The organism is Cryobacterium melibiosiphilum (assembly GCF_003602235.1).
GTDB lineage: Bacteria > Actinomycetota > Actinomycetes > Actinomycetales > Microbacteriaceae > Cryobacterium > Cryobacterium melibiosiphilum.
The window spans coordinates 36,440-52,250 of sequence record NZ_QZVS01000069.1; the positions used below are offsets into that span (position 1 = coordinate 36,440).

Sequence of the window (15,811 nt, forward strand, 5' to 3'; positions counted from 1 at the left end):
GTCGGCCTGCGAGGTTTCGACCAGCGCGCTGCGCGCGCAGGCTCAACCAGCGATCCGCTGGTCGAGGAGCCGGCACGCCCTTCGCCGGCGTCTCGAGACCCGGCGAGCCGACCTCAAGACTGCAGGTCGGCTCGCGAGGTTTCGACCAGCGCGCTGGTCCCCATCCGCTGGTTGAGCCGCGACGAAGGAGCGGTCGAAACCAGGCACGCCGAACTCAAGACTTTAGGTCGGCTCGCGAGGTTTCGACCAGCGCGCTGTGCGCGCAGGCTCAACCAGCGAGATTGCGCCCGAGGCAGCCCGAACGCGCAGGCGNGCTGTGCGCGCAGGCTCAACCAGCGAGATTGCGCCCGAGGCAGCCCGAACGCGCAGGCGGCGTCGGATTTCTGGGCGCTGAGAGGGTGTCAACACCGCGTCTCGTCATAACTCCTGCTCGCTTCCGTCATCGTCGCAAACGTGCCCGTACTTCCGGGCCGGTCACCACGATCAGCAGGAGTTATGCCGCCGCGCTCCCTGCGCCGGCCGCCGGATTGCGCCTGTCGAACTCTCAACCAGCGAAAAACCACCCCACCGCTCGGGCTCGAAGCCCCGGTCGCGCCCGGCACCCCCAAAACAGGACCACACCCGGTTCTGGCACCGCCCGGCCAGTAGCCTTCGCATGTACCCGTCTGATTCGGCCCCTCCGGGGGAGAAGCTCAGCCTCGCGTCGGGGTGCTCATCCTTGTCGGTCTGTGCCCAATAACAGCCCGGAAATCCACGTTCCGAGGAGTATCCGCATGGCCGGTGGCGTCACGACTAAGCGATTCCTTCTCGTATCTGCTGCGCTGGTCGCCTGCCTGACGATGGCTGGCTGCATCACCCAGACCGAACCGGACAGGTTCAACGCCTGCCTCGACACGGCCAGTCTGCAGTTCTCCGCGATCTCCTTCGGGTCCCGTGCCGCACCCACCTGCGGGCCCACCGAAGCCGCGGTCTCCTGGATGGCTGCGGTCTCGGCAACCACCGAGCAACCCGCCCAGCCCTCGCCGACCGACGCGGCACAAAGCGACACCGGAGCGACGGGCGCGGATGGCGCAACCGGCACCACGGGAACGGCCGGCGACTCCGGCAGTGACGGTAGTACCGGTGCGACGGGCGCAACAGGCTCCAACGGGGCTGACGGGGCTGATGGGGCAGTAGGTGCCAACGGAACAGCCGGTGCCGCTGGTACGAACGGCTCCGACGGCATCGACGGCACCAACGGCGCCAACGGCGCTGATGGAGCTGATGGGGCAGTAGGTGCCAACGGAACAGCCGGTGCCGCTGGCTCGAACGGCACCGACGGCACCGACGGCACCAACGGCGCCAACGGGGCTGATGGGGCAGATGGCGCAATAGGTGCCAACGGAACAGCCGGTGCAACGGGTTCGAACGGCTCCGACGGTACGAACGGCACGAACGGCTCCGACGGTACGAACGGCACCGACGGCACGAACGGCTCCGACGGCGCTGATGGCGCAGTCGGTGCCAACGGAACAGCCGGAAGCCCTGGCAGGAACGGCACAGACGGCGCTGCTGGCACCGCGGGTGCCGCGGGTGAAACGGGCACAGCCGGCACCAACGGTACGAACGGCACCAATGGCACCACCGGAGCCACCGGCACCACCGGCTTCGCGGGGCTCCCAGGCAGGGACGGCGCCAGCATCCTCAACGGATCCGGCACGCCCGCGGCCACGGTGGGCATCGACGGCGACTTCTACCTCAACACCACGGACTTCATCCTCTACGGCCCCAAGGCCGCAGGATCTTGGTCGGGCACCTCCCAGCGCCTCATCGGGGCGGACGGGCCGATCGGGCCCATGGGGCCGCAGGGCATGACCGGAGCGGCCGGTGCCCGCGGTGCCACCGGAGCGGACGGGTCCTGGGGAACGCAGGGCGACCAGGGAGCCACCGGCCAGCAAGGTGACCAGGGCGAACCCGGCGCAACCGGAGCCCAGGGCCTCATCGGGCTGACCGGAGCGACCGGCGCGCAGGGGCCGGCCGGCGGGGCATCCGTCGTCGATGCGAACCCGAACGACCTCACCTACCGTATGAAGGTCGGCACAAACCCGCTCGTGCAGGTCACCGGGTTCACCCAGGAGATCACCCAGTCGGGCAGCACCCATATGGGCGGCGGCGGCGGCGCCGGCAAGGCCATCTTCGGCGACGTTTCCCTGACGTTGCCGATGAACTCGCAGATCATCACCCTTATGAACAACCTCGCCAGGGGCGCCCACGTGCCGAGCGCCTCTGTGGAGATGTGCCTGCCCGGCGAGACCACCGGCCAGTGCACCCTCGAGCTGGCCATGACTGACGTTTTGGTCAAGGGAATTGACGTGCAGCAGGATCCGACGCAGGCGACCGCGACCCTGGTGTTGAACTTCGCCCGCGAGAAGGTGTCGATTCTTCCCGGCACCGCGCAGGCCGTGACCTACGAGTGGGACATCGCCCAGAACGTGCTCGTCTCCGAGAGCGGCTCCGCCATCGCCACGGCGACCGGCAATACCACGTACACCACCACCCTGCCCGGAGGCTCGGTGTTTAGCGCCCTCAGCTGGAGTCAGAGTTCCACCCAGCTGGGCAACACCCACGAGAGTGGCGGCGGCGCCGGCAAGTCGGAGTTCGCCGACGTGATCGCCGACACCCGCACCGGCCCAGGCACCATCGCGCTGCTGCGCGCGGTCGCCAGCGGCGAGGTGCTGCCTACCGTGGAGTTGGCCGGCTGCGAGCTCACGAACTGCACCACCACTACCAAGCTCAGCGACGTCCTGGTCACCAAACTCGTGCTCGGATCCCCCGCCCTCTACGACCAGGCGCAGTTCAACTACGGCGCCATCACCTGGAACCGCCACGACGACACGCGCAACTTAAACCAGAACAAGCGCTTCTCCTACAACGTCGCCGAAAACACCGCGCAGCAGTAAGCGGATGCCGCCGGGCCTTCCGTCGAGGAGCTGGCACCGGGTTGTCAAGCCTGTCGAAGCTCGCCAGCGTCTCGAGCCCACGCAGGCCGACCTCTTGCCTGTGCATAACCCGCGATGGCCCGGCGCGCGTGCCACGATGCCGACATGCCGCACATGTACATCCTCGAATGCGCCGATGGCTCCTTCTACGTCGGCAGCACCTGGGACATCGACCGCCGCCTCTGGCAGCACAATTCGGGCGAAGGCGGCGCGGCGTACACCAAGCGTCGACGGCCGGTGAAGCTCGTCTACCTCGAAGAGTGTCCGCGAATAGCGGATGCTTACGCCCGCGAAAAGCAGATCCAGGGCTGGAATCGTGCCAAACGAATAGCCCTGATCGAGGGCCGGTTCGACGACCTCCCGGCCCTCAGCATCCGCCACAGTAAGATCCCGCCGCCGGCCCCTCCTCCCCCGCTGGGTAACCCACCCGCTGGTTAACCCCTTCGCGGGTTGAGCCGCGACGAAGGAGCGGTCGAAACCCGGCGAGCCGACCCTCAGACTGCAGGTCGGCCCACTGGGTTTCGACCAGCGCGCTACGCGCGCAGGCTCAACCAGCGAGACCCCACCCGCTGGTTGAGCCGCGACGAAGGAGCGGTCGAAACCAAGCGAGCCGACCTCCCGACTGTAGGTCGGCCCACTGGGTTTCGACCAGCGCGCTACGCGCGCAGGCTCAACCAGCGAGACCTCCGCTGGCCGAGGAGCCGGTACCCCGGTTCTTTATCAATACGGATGCCGCGGCTCACTTTCAGCGCTTGGACACGCGCGTCCGAGATATTCAACTTTGCTGCTTCGCTCAACAACGAGCGTGACCGACTCGCCTTGCTCCGTCGAGATGAAGACAGCATCGCCGAGCGAGTCCTTGTCTGCATAGGAGAGCAAATCTGCATCTTCAGAGACATGCTTGGCAGCTCGAAAAACTAGCTCAGCTCGTGCTTCAAAGTAATTGTCTTGCTTGGCACGCACCGAGTGACCTCGTCATCCGTGCGCACCCCAGGCCGCTCCACCGCCGCTGGCTCGCTCCAGCGCCGCCGGCTCGCACTTGCCCCATCAACACGCACCCGATTTACATGCAATCGGCCTTACTGATCCGCGCTCCTGGGGAACTCCCGATACGCGGCGCCAAGCGAAGTGTGGACTTCGCGGGCGGTGCGCAGGCCACTCTCGATGGCGCCGTCGAAAAAGCCGGCCCACAGGTTCGCAATATCGGAGCTGGCGAAATAAAGGGAGTCCTCATTGCGCTGGAGCTCTGCTTGGCTGCGAGTGTAGGCCCCGGGTCGTTGAATCATCCAGGTCTCCTCGGCATACGGGTCACGGCCCCAAGGGTGTGCGGCAACTTCGAGGACTTCAAGGTCGTCTCGCCAAACCTTCAGCGCCTCGCTCACCGCCGCGATATTTTCGAAGTCAAAGCGATCAATGTCAGCGCCGAATGCGACCAGCACCGCATCTTCCGCATTCACGAATTCCGTGCGGATAACCGAGAGGTTGTGATGCTGCGACGAGTAGGCAAAGAAGGGTTTGATGGGCCCCTTCACCCGGATCCAGAGTTTGAGACCGCGTGAACCGGTCCCCTCCTCGCTGGCCTCGCGCTTTACCGGGCTGAGGGGCGGCTCAATGTCAAGCTTGTGCAAGATATTGAGCGGCAGCGTATTGACTATCCGTCGAGCCCGGCTGATCGATCCGTCGGCGAGGGTGACCTCACCGCCGTCACGCTGATGGCATATCTTGACCACGGGGGAATTCAGACGAATCTCGCCTTTGACATCGCCAGCAATCACGTCGACGAGGGTGCTGTTGCCAGCCGTGATGCGCAGGACTGAACTGGCCGTGTGCATGACACCCCACTCGCCGGCAGTCGCTGCTGTCCAGCGAATCGCAGCGGAGTAGCTGACTTGATCGAGAGGGCCGTTGCAGTGACCAACCCAGGCGCACTCGTTTGCATCGCGCTCTTCGTCGCTCAAGTCCAGGCCGTCAAAGACCTCTTGCAGCGATAGCTGGTCCGCCGCGCGGAATTCTGCACCGCCTTCGATGAGGTCTGGTCGAGGCATGATTTCGGCACTGCGGGCGACCAGTTTCCTCTGACCCGGATCGATGAAGGCGAGAAAGCCGGCAAGGTCATTCTTGACCACCTCACCGTTCTGCAGCCAATAACATTCCTCCGAGCGCGGGCCACGATCAACCTCGAGCCCGTAGCGGGTGACTTCTGCCCACACGTGTGGCTGGAGCCAGTGCAACCAGTTACCGCCCAGCTCGAGATGCACACCCAATCGATCATCTGTGTAGATGCGGCCGCCGAGACGATCCTGCGCCTCAAGCACGAGCACCTTGTGCCCGGAATTGCCCAACTCTCGAGCGGTAGTGAGGCCAGCGAGGCCTGCACCGATAACGATGACATCGACGGTTTGCATGTATCTAACTCCTTGTTTTGTGATCGGATGCTGCGGTGCGCTTAGTGCGCGCGCAATTCCTCTTCGAGGTGAGTGGCTAGGGTGAGGCCGCGCTCCACGACGGCAGCAAGTTCTGCCCCCATGCCCGCACGGAGCGCGGTCATGTCGTGGCAGGTGTTGATAAGCGTGAAACCTTCGCGTGCACGCTGCACGGCTTCCTCGCCGGTGCCGCAATAGATGCCGGCAATCTTGCTCCGCCGCGCTGCTGCTTCGCATACTCGACTAATGGCGGACTCAAGCTCGGGCCGGACGCTCACCTGCAGGGGCACGTCGGCACCCAAGGCGAGCGAGAGATCGTAGGGGCCAACGAAGACGCCGTCGATGCCATCCGTATCGAGAATTTCCTCGATCTGGGCCAGGGCCTCCCGAGTCTCAATCATCACGAGGACGATCACTCCCGCATCGGTTTGGCCTGGCGTCACAGCAAAATGCGCGCCGTGACGAACGGGGGAATATGAGCGCTGACCGCCAGACGTGGCGTAGCGGGCGGCCCGCGCGGCCAGTCGCGCATCTTCGGCGGTGTTCACCATGGGGACGATGATGCCCCGAGCGCCGGCGTCGAGCATGCGGCCGATTTCTCCAGGCTCGTTGGCGCAGACTCGTGCGAACGGCAAGGGGCACCCGCCGGCCGTCACCGCGACGAGCGCGTCTCGCATCTCGGCGTAACCCAGCACGCCGTGCTGCCCGTCGATGACCATGAAGTCGAAACCTAGCCGGGCAATCTGCTCGACCATTATCGAAGAATTCACGGTTATCCAAGCCCCGAAGCGGGGCGATTCTGCTGCGGTCACAGACACGAGGACCTTTCGTCATTGAGAGGGAGTGCGGCTGTCTCGAGCCTTCACGGGCCAGGCGCGGCCACACCGGATGGTCACTCTATGAACACCACGGTTATTAGATGACCTTAGGCTATCGAATTCTTTTTATGCGTCGATGACGAGAAATTCCGTCTAGTCAATTCATTACTCCGCCACCTGTGGCTTTCTGAGACACTCATTTCTTGATTCTGCTTGACATTTCTGGAGCCAATCCCTAGCTTTGAGCCACTAGATGAACGCCAAGTTCACTAGCTGGACAGTATTGACACAAGGAAGTGTGACTATTTTGAGTGAACAGATGAAGATCTTCGCTTTCGATTTCTCGGGCCCAGCTCACCTATCAGCGGGGCTGTGGCGGCACCCGAAGGACCGCGGCGCCGAGTACAACAACGTCGAGTTTTGGGTCGAGTACGCCCGCTTGTTGGAGGACGCCTGTTTTGATGGCATTTTTTTCGCCGACAACATCGGTTACCACGATGTCTACAAAGGCAGCGTCGACGAGGCTCTGCGCGATGCCGCGCAGATCCCGGCCAACGATCCCGCCTATCTCATCCCCGCGATGGCTGCGGCGACGAAGAAGCTTGGCTTCGGCGTCACTACCTCGACAGCGTACGAGCAGCCCTACACGGTCGCTCGCAAATTCAGCACGCTGGATCACCTGACCAAGGGGCGGGTCGGCTGGAACGTCGTGACCTCCTATTCAGAAAGTGCGGCACAGAACCACGGTGCGGGAGAGCAGCGTTCCCACGATGATCGCTATACCCGTGCCGAGGAATTCATCGACGTATGCCTGAAACTGTGGGAAGGATCATGGGAGGACGACGCTGTGGTGCGGGACGCCGCGGGCGGTACGTACGCGGATCCGGCGAAAGTACATGCCATTGCACACAGCGGACCTAGTTTCACGGTTCCGGGAATCCACCTCTGCGAACCCTCTCCGCAGCGCACTCCCGTAATTTTCCAGGCGGGAGGGTCAAGCCGCGGAATAGCTCTGGCCGCTAACACCGCCGAGGCGGTGTTCATGAACTCGACGACAAAGTCGGGCTTGAAGAAGTGGGTGGATACCCTGCGGGCGGCGGCCGTCGTAGCCGGGCGCCGACCCGAGAGCATTGCCGTTCTGCAAATGGTAACCGTCATCAGCGCGGCTACCGATGAGGAAGCCCAAGCGAAATATGAGGACTACCTGTCGTACGTCTCCTATGAAGGCGCAATGGCCCGCTACAGCGGCTGGGCAGGCCTCGACATGAGCACGCTGGATCCGGATGTCCCCCTTGCTGACGTAAAGACGAGTGGCACGCAGACGATGCTGGACGTCTTCACGAAGATGGATCCCGACAAGGTGTGGACGCCACGCGCAATTGCCGAATACATCGGCATCGGGGGAACCTCACCCGTCATCGTGGGTGGGCCCGAGACCTGCGCAAACGAACTCGAGTCCTGGGTACGCGAGACAGGCATCAGCGGCTTTAACATCGCACATGCCGTCAAATACCAGGACATAAAGGACTTCACGGAGTTCGTGGTTCCCGAGCTGCAAAATCGTGGTGCCATGCGAACGGACGGTGGCGCCTCCACCCTGCGCGAAAAGCTGTTCGGAGCAGGCAATGCCCTCCTGCCCTCGGATCACCCTGGATCCAGCCATGGCATCGCCTACCAACTGACTGTCAGCTAGGAGAACTGAGCCATGAGCACCAGCACTAGCACCACCACCACCATCACCGTGGCGGAAGACGGTTCCATCGACCCCCTGGACTACAGGCAGGTCTTTGGCATGCTCCCGACAGGGGTCACCGCCATCACCGGCACCTCGAAGGAGGACAAGCCCGTCGGGTTTGTCGTCGGCACATTTCAGTCGCTGTCGATCGATCCTCCACTGGTTGCCTTCTCCGTTGACAAAGGGTCGAGCACCTGGCCCACGATTCGCAGTCTCGAAAACTTCACCGCTAACGTCCTTTCCACCGCGCAGCTGCCGGTCTGCCGCGCACTGTCGCGGCGGGGCGTTGACAAGTTCGCGGACCTCGCTCATGGCAAAGGACCGCATGGCAATCCTCGATTGCCCGGCTCGACCGCCTGGCTCGACTGCAACGTGCTCTATGAAGTGGTTGCGGGCGATCACTACATCATTGTCGCCTCGATCATCGGGATGGAAGTCGGGAGCGGTGACGCACTGGTCTTCCGGGGTGGCAAGTTCGGCGAATTCACGGAGTGGGATCAGCCCGCACCTGCACCCAAGCCCATCGCAGAGGAGACGTCAGAATGAGCACCATGCTTGAGAAAGTGGTGACCGCCTGGGTCCGCGCTTGGGCGCACGGGGAAACCCGTGCCTTCGAAGAGATCGTGGCCGATAGCTATGTTCGCCACTCCAAAACAGGACAGGAACAGCTCGACGTCGTGATCAGACAAATCGAGACGTCACACACCGCGTTCAGCGACTTTACCGTCAAGATTTTACACGCCGTCGAGGATGACCAGTGGATCGCGATCCACTGGCAGAGCACCGGCACACACACAGGCGAGTACATGGGCGTGCCGCCAACCGGGCGCACTGTCGCTGTCAGCGGAGCAGCCTTCATCAAGCACGCCAACGGCAAGATCCTCGAAGAGACCACGGTGTGGGATCCCCGCGAATTGCTGTCGGCCATGAAGATCATGCACCTCGGCACTTCGTCCACGCGCGCGAAGGAGCAGGTATGACCATCAACATCAACGCGACCGCGGACCGATTGATCGAGGCCAAACGCACCGGGATCCCCCTGGAGCTGCTCATCGGTTCCGGCGAACCTGCCGACTCCCCGCTCGACGCACTTCGCGTCGCGCAGGAAGTTGTGCGACGCCGTGTCCGGGAAGGGGACCGGCAGGTTGGATTCAAACTCGGCAATATCGCGAAAGCTATGCAAGAAAAATTCCGAGTCTCGGAGCCCGACTACGGCCCCCTGCTGGCCCGGCAGTTCTATCCCGAAAACCTCCGAATCTCGGCAGATGAGTTCATCGCCCCCTACGTCGAACTCGAGCCCGGCTTCGTTTTGAAATCTGACCTGGGCGGCCCCAACGTCACGGCGTTCGACGTGATCTCGGCCACCGACTACGTGGTCCCAGCGATCGAGATCATCGACTCACGGGTCAAGAACTGGAATATCGGCATCCTGGACACTATCGCCGACGGCGGCTCGGTCGGCGGCGTCATCGTTGGCGCCCAGCCTCGCCGGCTCAGCGAAGTAGACCTCGCGGACACTCACGGCGAGGTCCGATTCGACGGCAAGGTGGTCGCCTCCGGAAACACGTCGGCGATCTACGGCAATCCGGTCTCCGCCGTCGCGTGGCTATGCCGACGCGTCGCGGAATACGGCATCACCTTCAAGGCGGGAGACTTCATTCTGCCCGGCAGCTGCCTCGCTGCCGAAAGACTCCATCCCGGCACGAAGGTCACAGGAACGTTCGCTGGTTGGGGCAGCGTCAGCTTTGAATACACGGCTGTGTAACCGAAAGCGATGCGAGAAACAATGAATTCCACAGACCTGAACACCATACCGCCGACCGAACTCTCCGAATTGGAGGTGATCCTCTCGGCAGCCGAGCTGGCCTCCGGCCAGTTGCGGCGAGGTGATCGCACCACACGGGCGACCTACCTCATCGCGATCGCCGATGCCCTCGACGCGGCAGCAGACCCACTCGTGTTGCTTGCCCACCACGAGACCCAGCTGACCGAAGTCCGGCTCCGAGGGGAACTCAACCGCACCACCTTCCAGCTTCGACTCTTCGCTGAGGCCGTCGCCGATGCCCGTTACCTCGATGTGCGCATCGACCATGCGGATCCCGAATGGCCCATGGGCGCCCGACCCGACCTGCGCCGCACGCACATACCGATCGGACCGGTCGCCGTATTTGCTGCCAGCAACTTCCCGTTCGCGTTTTCGGTCGCCGGCGGCGACACCGCTTCTGCTCTGGCCGCTGGCTGCCCGGTTGTGGTCAAGGCACACAGCGGCCATGCCGAACTCTCCCGGGAAACGGCCCAGGTCGTGTCTGAGGCCCTAGCTACCGCGGGAGCTCCCCCGGGATCCTTCGCTTTGGTGTTCGGCACGGCGGTGGGACGAGCCCTGGTTCAGGATCCGAGAATCAAAGCAGCCGGGTTTACCGGCTCGATCTCCGGTGGCCGAGCTCTATTTGAGCTCGCCCAGTCCCGCCCCGAACCCATTCCATTTTTCGGCGAACTCGGAAGCAACAACCCGGTCTTCGTCACTCAGGCGGCCGACACAGCCCGCGGCGCTGAGATCGCAGGCGAATTCATCGCATCCTTTACCTTGGGTTCCGGCCAGTTCTGTACCAAGCCGGGCACGGTCCTTGTGCCGCTGAACTCCCGAATGCTGGCGACGCTGCGCAAGGCCAAGTTGCCGGACGGTGCCCCGATGTTGAACGAGCGGATTCGCTCCGGCTATGTCGAGTCGGTGCGTGCTTTGCAGGCGGGCGGTGCCGAAATCATCAATGCGGGACCGGCCCCCTACGGCGACATACCGTCACCCATCCTGCACCTCGTCTCCGCGGCGGACGTGCTCGCCAACCCGAGCACCCTGCTCGCGGAATGCTTCGGACCCTCCGCGCTCGTCATCGAGTATGACAACGCCGGGCAACTCGGTGACCTGGCCTTGGCCTTCGAGGGCCAGCTCACCGCCTCGATCCAGGCCGAAAATGGCGACGACGTAGCCGAACTCATCGATACACTCATGGTGAAGGCTGGCCGGGTGCTCTGGAACCAGTGGCCGACGGGGGTCTCGGTGACATACGCACAACAGCACGGTGGGCCGTACCCGGCATCAACGTCGAGTGTGTCGACGTCTGTCGGCGTCGCGGCGATTGGTCGTTTTGTGCGACCGGTCGCGTTGCAGGGGTTTCCCCAGCGTCAGCTTCCCGACGAGCTACGGGAGGACTCCGCAGACCCCGTGCCGCGCCTGGTCGACGGCCGATAACCATCCGGCGCTTCGCCGCGGCGCCGATCGACCACGAAGCGGATACTTCCGCTCAACCTCACCGTTCACTGACCGGCACGTGCACGGTCCGTGTCTGGTGAGCCCTAGAACCACCCTGCTGGATTGGAGTCAACGATGACCGACCAACTACCCGCCACACTTGTGGCAACCGCCCCGAGGGATTCGCCCCCCGACGAACGGCCACTTGCAATCGACGTGTCAAATGTTTACAAAGTTTTCGGTAAGCGCCCGCAGGAGGTTGTCCAACACCTCAAGACGGGACGGGACCGCGACGACCTTCTCGGCCTGGGCACCGCAGCCGTGATCGATGTCTCGTTCAACGTTCAAAAAGGCGAAATCTTCGTCGTTATGGGCTTGTCCGGATCGGGCAAGTCGACGCTCATCCGCATGCTGAACGGGCTGAACCCCGCCAGCGAAGGATCGATCATGGTGCTCGGCGAGGAAGTCGTCGGTTGTTCGGCGACCGAACTTCGCGAACGGCGACGCGACAAGATGTCGATGGTTTTTCAGCACTTTGCCTTGCTGCCGCACCGTACGGTGGTCGACAACGTCGCGTACGGCCTCGAAAGCCAGGGACTACCGGCCGTGGAGCGTCAGGAGCGCGCTCGGCATTGGCTCGACCGTGTCGGCCTGGGCGAGTGGGCTGACAGCCTGCCCGGCCAACTCTCTGGCGGGATGAAGCAGCGTGTCGGGATCGCCCGGGCTTTCGCGGCCGACACCGAGATCCTCCTGATGGACGAGGCCTTCTCCGCACTCGACCCGCTGATCCGCCGCGAGATGCAAGAACTGTTGATCGAGCTGCAAGGCGAACTTGGCAAGACGATAGTCTTCATCACGCACGATCTGAACGAAGCAATGTTTCTCGGCGATCGCATCGCCGTGATGCGCAATGGCCGGATCGTGCAGGTGGGTACCCCCAATCGCATCCTCACCGACCCGGCCAACGACTACGTCGCTCAGTTCGTACAGGATGTTGATCGCGCACGCATTCTCACCGCGGGCGATGTCATGGAGCCCGCACGCTCCGTGGTGAGGGCGACCGCCGGACCGCGCACGGCGCTGGATACGATGCGTCGCCTGCAGGTCTCCGCCTGCTACGTGACCGATGATCGGCACAGGCTGCTCGGCATCGTTCGCGACAAAGACATGATGCGGCTCGTGCGCGAGGAAGGCACCGATCTCACCGAGAGAATGTGTCCCGTTCCTTCGATCGTGAAACCGAATCAGCTCATGGCGAATCTCTTTGAGATGGTCGTCGAGAGCAGTCTGCCGATCGCTGTCACCGACGACGACGATCGACTCTTGGGTGTCGTGCCCCGTGTGACCTTGCTCGCGTCATTGGCGAATCTTCCTCCCGCGACGAGTGCGATCTCCATCGTCAAGCCGCCGGGCAACCCGGCATCGGGTGAGAAGGGGGCATTCTGATGGATGAGTTCTATCGCATTCCGATTGGAACCTGGGGCAGAGACATCTTCGACTGGTTCAAGGAAACCTTTCAATGGCTGATAGATATCTTCACGGTCGTGGTTAAATCGGCCGTAGAGGGTCTCGTCGATCTGTTGTTGGTCACCCCCACCCCGATCGTCATCCTGCTACTCGCACTGATCGGCTGGTACCTACGTTCGTGGCAGTTGGCGGTCGGCACCGTGATCTCACTGCTGGTCGTCGACTCGATGGGCTTTTGGGAAAGCACCATGCAGACACTCGGCCTCGTGATCATTGCGACGCTTATAGCCATCGCAATCGCCGTGCCGCTCGGAATCCTCGCGGCTAAGAACGACACAGTCAGCGCCGTTGTGAAGCCCGTTCTGGACTTCATGCAGACCATGCCGGCGTTTGTCTACCTGATTCCGGCGGTCTTGCTCTTCAGCATCGGTTTCGTTCCGGGCATCTTTGCCACGGTGATCTTTTCACTCCCCCCGGGAGTGCGCTTCACCGAGCTCGGCATCCGGGGTGTGGATAGCGAGACCGTTGAGGCGGGCCATGCTTTCGGCGTCACTCCTGGCAAGATCCTCCGCGGCATCCAGCTTCCGCTCGCGACACCCACCATAATGGCCGGCATCAACCAGGTCATCATGCTCGCCCTGTCGATGGCCGTGCTTGCCGGCTTTGTCGGAGCCGACGGCTTGGGTAAAGACGTCGTCGCTGCGGTTGCCACCCAACGTCTCGAACTCGGTATCGAGGCCGGGCTGTGCGTGGTGATCATCGCGGTCTTCCTCGACCGTTTGACGGCCGCGCTGGGCAACCGCGCCGACTATCCGACTTCCATCCGCGCGACGCTCAGCCGCCGGAAGAGCAACAAAGCCATCGCCGCCGCTAGATCGAGAATCATCACTGTGCCAACCCACCAGAGCGCCCCGCTGAACATTCTAGAAAAGGTAGCAAAATGAAATCGATCAAGCTCATAACGGCCCTGGCAATCGCGACCACGGCCGCACTGACCCTCGGCGCTTGCTCCAACTCCGGCAGTGGCGGTGGCGGCGACGACAGCGGCGATGCCGCCGGCACCACCCTCTCCATGGGCTACGTCGCGGGTTGGACGGATCAAGAGAGCCTGACGTACTTGATCAAGAACCAGCTCGAGAAGCTCGGCTACAGCATTGAGGTAGAAACGCTTGCCGACAATGGTCCGATCTTTGCGGCGACCGCCAATGGCGACCTCGATATCTTTGCATCCACGTGGCCGGACATTACGCATAAGTCCTACATGGATGAGTTCGGGGAGACTCTCGAATCCCTGAATGTTTACTACGACAACGCGAAGCTGACGCTCGCGGTCCCGTCGTACTCGAGTGCCTATTCCATCGCAGATCTGACCGGTGAAGGTTCCACGTTCAACAGCGAGATCATCGGCGTGGAGCCCGGAGCCGGTCTGACTCGGGTGACCCAGGAAGACGCGATGCCGGCCTACGGTCTGGATGACTGGACGCTGCGCACGTCGTCGACGGCGTCGATGCTCACCGTTCTGGGCGAGGCATTGGAGAATAAAGAAGAAATCGTGGTGACGCTGTGGCGTCCCTTCTGGGCGAACAGCGCCTACGACATGCGGGACCTCGAGGACCCCGAAGGCGCGATGGGGGAAGCAGAAAGCCTGCAGACCCTCGCCGTGGAGGGGTTCTCCGAAGAGCATCCGGATGCGGCCGAGCTGATCGCTGGAATTCAGCTTGACGATGATGCATACGGAGCTCTCGAGAGCCTCATCACGAGCGACGAGTACCTCGACGATTTCGAGGGTGCCGTCGCCAAGTGGATCGAGGAGAACCCGGATGCTTTCCCCACGTTGATCCCGTAACCACGGGCGAGTGATCACGGGGCGTATCCACTCGGTGGATACGCCCCGTTCCCTGCGCGGGCCGGGCCCTCAGCTACCCAGGATGTCCGCTGTGAGCTGGTTGGATGCGGTGCGAAGCTTCTCGATATAGGCGTGCACGTTGACCGCCTTCATGCGCTGGCCGAGACCGGAAACCGACAAAATGCCGGTGAGGTGCCCGGCGTGATCGCGCACGGGCACGGCCACTGCATACAGTCCGTCCTCGAGTTCATTGTCGAGGGTGGCGTACCCCCGAGCCCGCACGTCAGCCAGTTCATGGAGTAGAAGTCTGCGATCGGTGATCGTGAAGGGTGTGAGCTTCTCCAGTTGCTCGGGCAGAAGCGCGACGATCTGGTCGTCTGCAAGCTCGGCCAGCAGAATTTTTCCCATCGCACTGGCATGCAGGGGCATATCGCGCCCGATGTAACCCATCGCGGTCGAGAGCAGATGGGATCCCGCGGCCTCAGCGATGAGATCGAGACCGGATGGTCCCGTGACGATCGAAAAGGCAGTGGCTTCGTTCAGCTCTTTCGAGAGACGGTCGATGAACACCTGGACGCGCGGTTGCAACTCGCGGTAGGGATCTGCGATGCGGCCGAGTCGGGCGAGTTCTAGGCCGAGCGAGAATCTGCTCTCGATCTTGACCACCATGCCCGAGTGCGCGAGGCTGAGGAGCAGTCGAAACGCGGTGGGTCGCGCTAGTCGGGTGGCAACGGCTAACTCGGCTGCGGTTGCCCCTTCGGGTCGTTTCCCCAGTTCCTGAAGTAGGGCCATCGCTCGAAGCACCGAACGGTTCATGAGTTCGGGCACATTCTCATTAGCTTCGGGCGTCTCGCCCGTTTGATCTGTTCGCTCGTCGATACCGTTCGCCTCTCGATTCGCATCGAAGATGCCGTCTAATAGAGTCGCCAGCGTGGCAACATTGGTCGACCAGCTCCGTCGTGCCACGCGTGCGGGGCTTGAACGGTTGGATCTCTTGAGGCCGCACCCTGGCGACATCAAATGCCGGTCTGGGCTTGGATCAGTTGAAAGAGGCGACCAGCTGCTACGACGGCTTCTTGGAACATTCTTTGCAAGTATAAACGCCGAGGCCCGCTGCGCGCGCCCGCACAACCTGCGGTGAGGCGACGTTCGGCTGTCAGGAGCGGGAAATGCACCGGGCGGGGCGAGGACGACGTGCGTGCTTAGCCTCGATCCACCGCCCCGCGTTGACTGAAGGGCGTCGCTAAATTCAGAGTCCTGGTTTTCGTGGTGGGCCCGGCGAAGCTGCCGGCCTTGC

The 15,811-nt window shown here is 62.9% G+C and carries 14 protein-coding genes; 10 read left to right on the plus strand and 4 right to left on the minus strand.

Going from position 1 to position 15,811, the window contains the following annotated elements; all coding sequences use genetic code 11:
- Positions 1-773 precede the first annotated feature (773 nt).
- Both D6T64_RS23415 and D6T64_RS05910 read left to right on the plus strand, forming a co-directional pair.
- A complete protein-coding gene (locus D6T64_RS23415; RefSeq protein WP_147364492.1) occupies positions 774-2,939 on the plus strand; it encodes a type VI secretion system tube protein Hcp in 2,166 nt (721 codons plus the stop codon).
- 144 nt (positions 2,940-3,083) lie between these two features.
- Entirely contained in the window at positions 3,084-3,416 is a 333-nt protein-coding gene (locus D6T64_RS05910) for a GIY-YIG nuclease family protein (protein ID WP_119973125.1), read from the plus strand.
- 282 nt (positions 3,417-3,698) lie between these two features.
- On the opposite strand, the gene D6T64_RS22220 is transcribed toward D6T64_RS05910, so the two are convergent.
- The 3 genes from D6T64_RS22220 to D6T64_RS05920 all read right to left on the minus strand — a co-directional run bounded on the left by D6T64_RS22220 (position 3,699) and on the right by D6T64_RS05920 (position 6,219).
- The gene (locus D6T64_RS22220; protein WP_147364493.1) at positions 3,699-3,941 is read right to left on the minus strand and encodes a hypothetical protein; all 243 of its coding nucleotides are present in this window, start codon (positions 3,939-3,941) and stop codon (positions 3,699-3,701) included.
- 116 nt (positions 3,942-4,057) lie between these two features.
- Positions 4,058-5,383, minus strand: a complete 1,326-nt coding sequence (locus D6T64_RS05915) for a flavin monoamine oxidase family protein (RefSeq protein WP_119973103.1) — start codon at positions 5,381-5,383, stop codon at positions 4,058-4,060.
- 41 nt (positions 5,384-5,424) lie between these two features.
- On the minus strand, positions 5,425-6,219 hold the full coding sequence (locus D6T64_RS05920) for an HpcH/HpaI aldolase family protein (RefSeq protein WP_325049777.1): 795 nt from the start codon (positions 6,217-6,219) through the stop codon (positions 5,425-5,427).
- Between the two features lie 298 nt (positions 6,220-6,517).
- Here D6T64_RS05920 and D6T64_RS05925 point away from each other — a divergent pair, with 298 nt between their 5' ends.
- The 8 genes from D6T64_RS05925 (at position 6,518) to D6T64_RS05955 (ending at position 14,514) form a co-directional block, all read left to right on the plus strand.
- Positions 6,518-7,912 (plus strand): LLM class flavin-dependent oxidoreductase, encoded by a 1,395-nt coding sequence (locus D6T64_RS05925; RefSeq protein ID WP_233550853.1) that lies wholly within the window; start codon positions 6,518-6,520, stop codon positions 7,910-7,912.
- A 12-nt stretch (positions 7,913-7,924) separates the two neighbouring features.
- The gene (locus D6T64_RS22885; protein WP_199719077.1) at positions 7,925-8,500 is read left to right on the plus strand and encodes a flavin reductase family protein; all 576 of its coding nucleotides are present in this window, start codon (positions 7,925-7,927) and stop codon (positions 8,498-8,500) included.
- Positions 8,497-8,934: an ester cyclase gene (locus tag D6T64_RS22890; protein WP_233550856.1), complete on the plus strand. Its 438-nt coding sequence runs from the start codon at positions 8,497-8,499 to the stop codon at positions 8,932-8,934. Before D6T64_RS22885 ends, D6T64_RS22890 begins: the two co-directional genes overlap by 4 nt.
- Positions 8,931-9,719, plus strand: coding sequence for a 2-keto-4-pentenoate hydratase (locus D6T64_RS05935; RefSeq protein ID WP_119973110.1), 789 nt, complete (start codon positions 8,931-8,933; stop codon positions 9,717-9,719). The genes D6T64_RS22890 and D6T64_RS05935 overlap by 4 nt, the downstream gene beginning before the upstream one ends.
- Before the next feature lie 21 nt (positions 9,720-9,740).
- Positions 9,741-11,201, plus strand: coding sequence for an aldehyde dehydrogenase (NADP(+)) (locus tag D6T64_RS05940; protein WP_119973112.1), 1,461 nt, complete (start codon positions 9,741-9,743; stop codon positions 11,199-11,201).
- Between the two features lie 135 nt (positions 11,202-11,336).
- Entirely contained in the window at positions 11,337-12,647 is a 1,311-nt protein-coding gene (locus D6T64_RS05945) for a quaternary amine ABC transporter ATP-binding protein (protein WP_119973114.1), read from the plus strand.
- Positions 12,647-13,612, plus strand: coding sequence for an ABC transporter permease (locus D6T64_RS05950; RefSeq protein WP_119973116.1), 966 nt, complete (start codon positions 12,647-12,649; stop codon positions 13,610-13,612). Before D6T64_RS05945 ends, D6T64_RS05950 begins: the two co-directional genes overlap by 1 nt.
- Positions 13,609-14,514, plus strand: coding sequence for a glycine betaine ABC transporter substrate-binding protein (locus D6T64_RS05955; RefSeq protein ID WP_119973118.1), 906 nt, complete (start codon positions 13,609-13,611; stop codon positions 14,512-14,514). Before D6T64_RS05950 ends, D6T64_RS05955 begins: the two co-directional genes overlap by 4 nt.
- 69 nt (positions 14,515-14,583) lie before the next feature.
- On the opposite strand, the gene D6T64_RS05960 is transcribed toward D6T64_RS05955, so the two are convergent.
- Positions 14,584-15,480, minus strand: coding sequence for an IclR family transcriptional regulator (locus tag D6T64_RS05960; RefSeq protein ID WP_158594829.1), 897 nt, complete (start codon positions 15,478-15,480; stop codon positions 14,584-14,586).
- Between the last annotated feature and the right edge of the window lie 331 nt (positions 15,481-15,811).

Excerpts from the sequence above, each read along its gene's own strand:
- D6T64_RS23415 (WP_147364492.1), top strand. The coding sequence starts at position 774 with ATGGCCGGTGGCGTCACGACTAAGCGATTCCTTCTCGTATCTGCTGCG.
- D6T64_RS05910 (WP_119973125.1), top strand. The coding sequence starts at position 3,084 with ATGCCGCACATGTACATCCTCGAATGCGCCGATGGCTCCTTCTACGTC.
- D6T64_RS05915 (WP_119973103.1), bottom strand. The coding sequence starts at position 5,383 with ATGCAAACCGTCGATGTCATCGTTATCGGTGCAGGCCTCGCTGGCCTC.
- D6T64_RS22885 (WP_199719077.1), top strand. The coding sequence starts at position 7,925 with ATGAGCACCAGCACTAGCACCACCACCACCATCACCGTGGCGGAAGAC.
- D6T64_RS22890 (WP_233550856.1), top strand. The coding sequence starts at position 8,497 with ATGAGCACCATGCTTGAGAAAGTGGTGACCGCCTGGGTCCGCGCTTGG.
- D6T64_RS05935 (WP_119973110.1), top strand. The coding sequence starts at position 8,931 with ATGACCATCAACATCAACGCGACCGCGGACCGATTGATCGAGGCCAAA.
- D6T64_RS05940 (WP_119973112.1), top strand. The coding sequence starts at position 9,741 with ATGAATTCCACAGACCTGAACACCATACCGCCGACCGAACTCTCCGAA.
- D6T64_RS05945 (WP_119973114.1), top strand. The coding sequence starts at position 11,337 with ATGACCGACCAACTACCCGCCACACTTGTGGCAACCGCCCCGAGGGAT.
- D6T64_RS05950 (WP_119973116.1), top strand. The coding sequence starts at position 12,647 with ATGGATGAGTTCTATCGCATTCCGATTGGAACCTGGGGCAGAGACATC.
- D6T64_RS05955 (WP_119973118.1), top strand. The coding sequence starts at position 13,609 with ATGAAATCGATCAAGCTCATAACGGCCCTGGCAATCGCGACCACGGCC.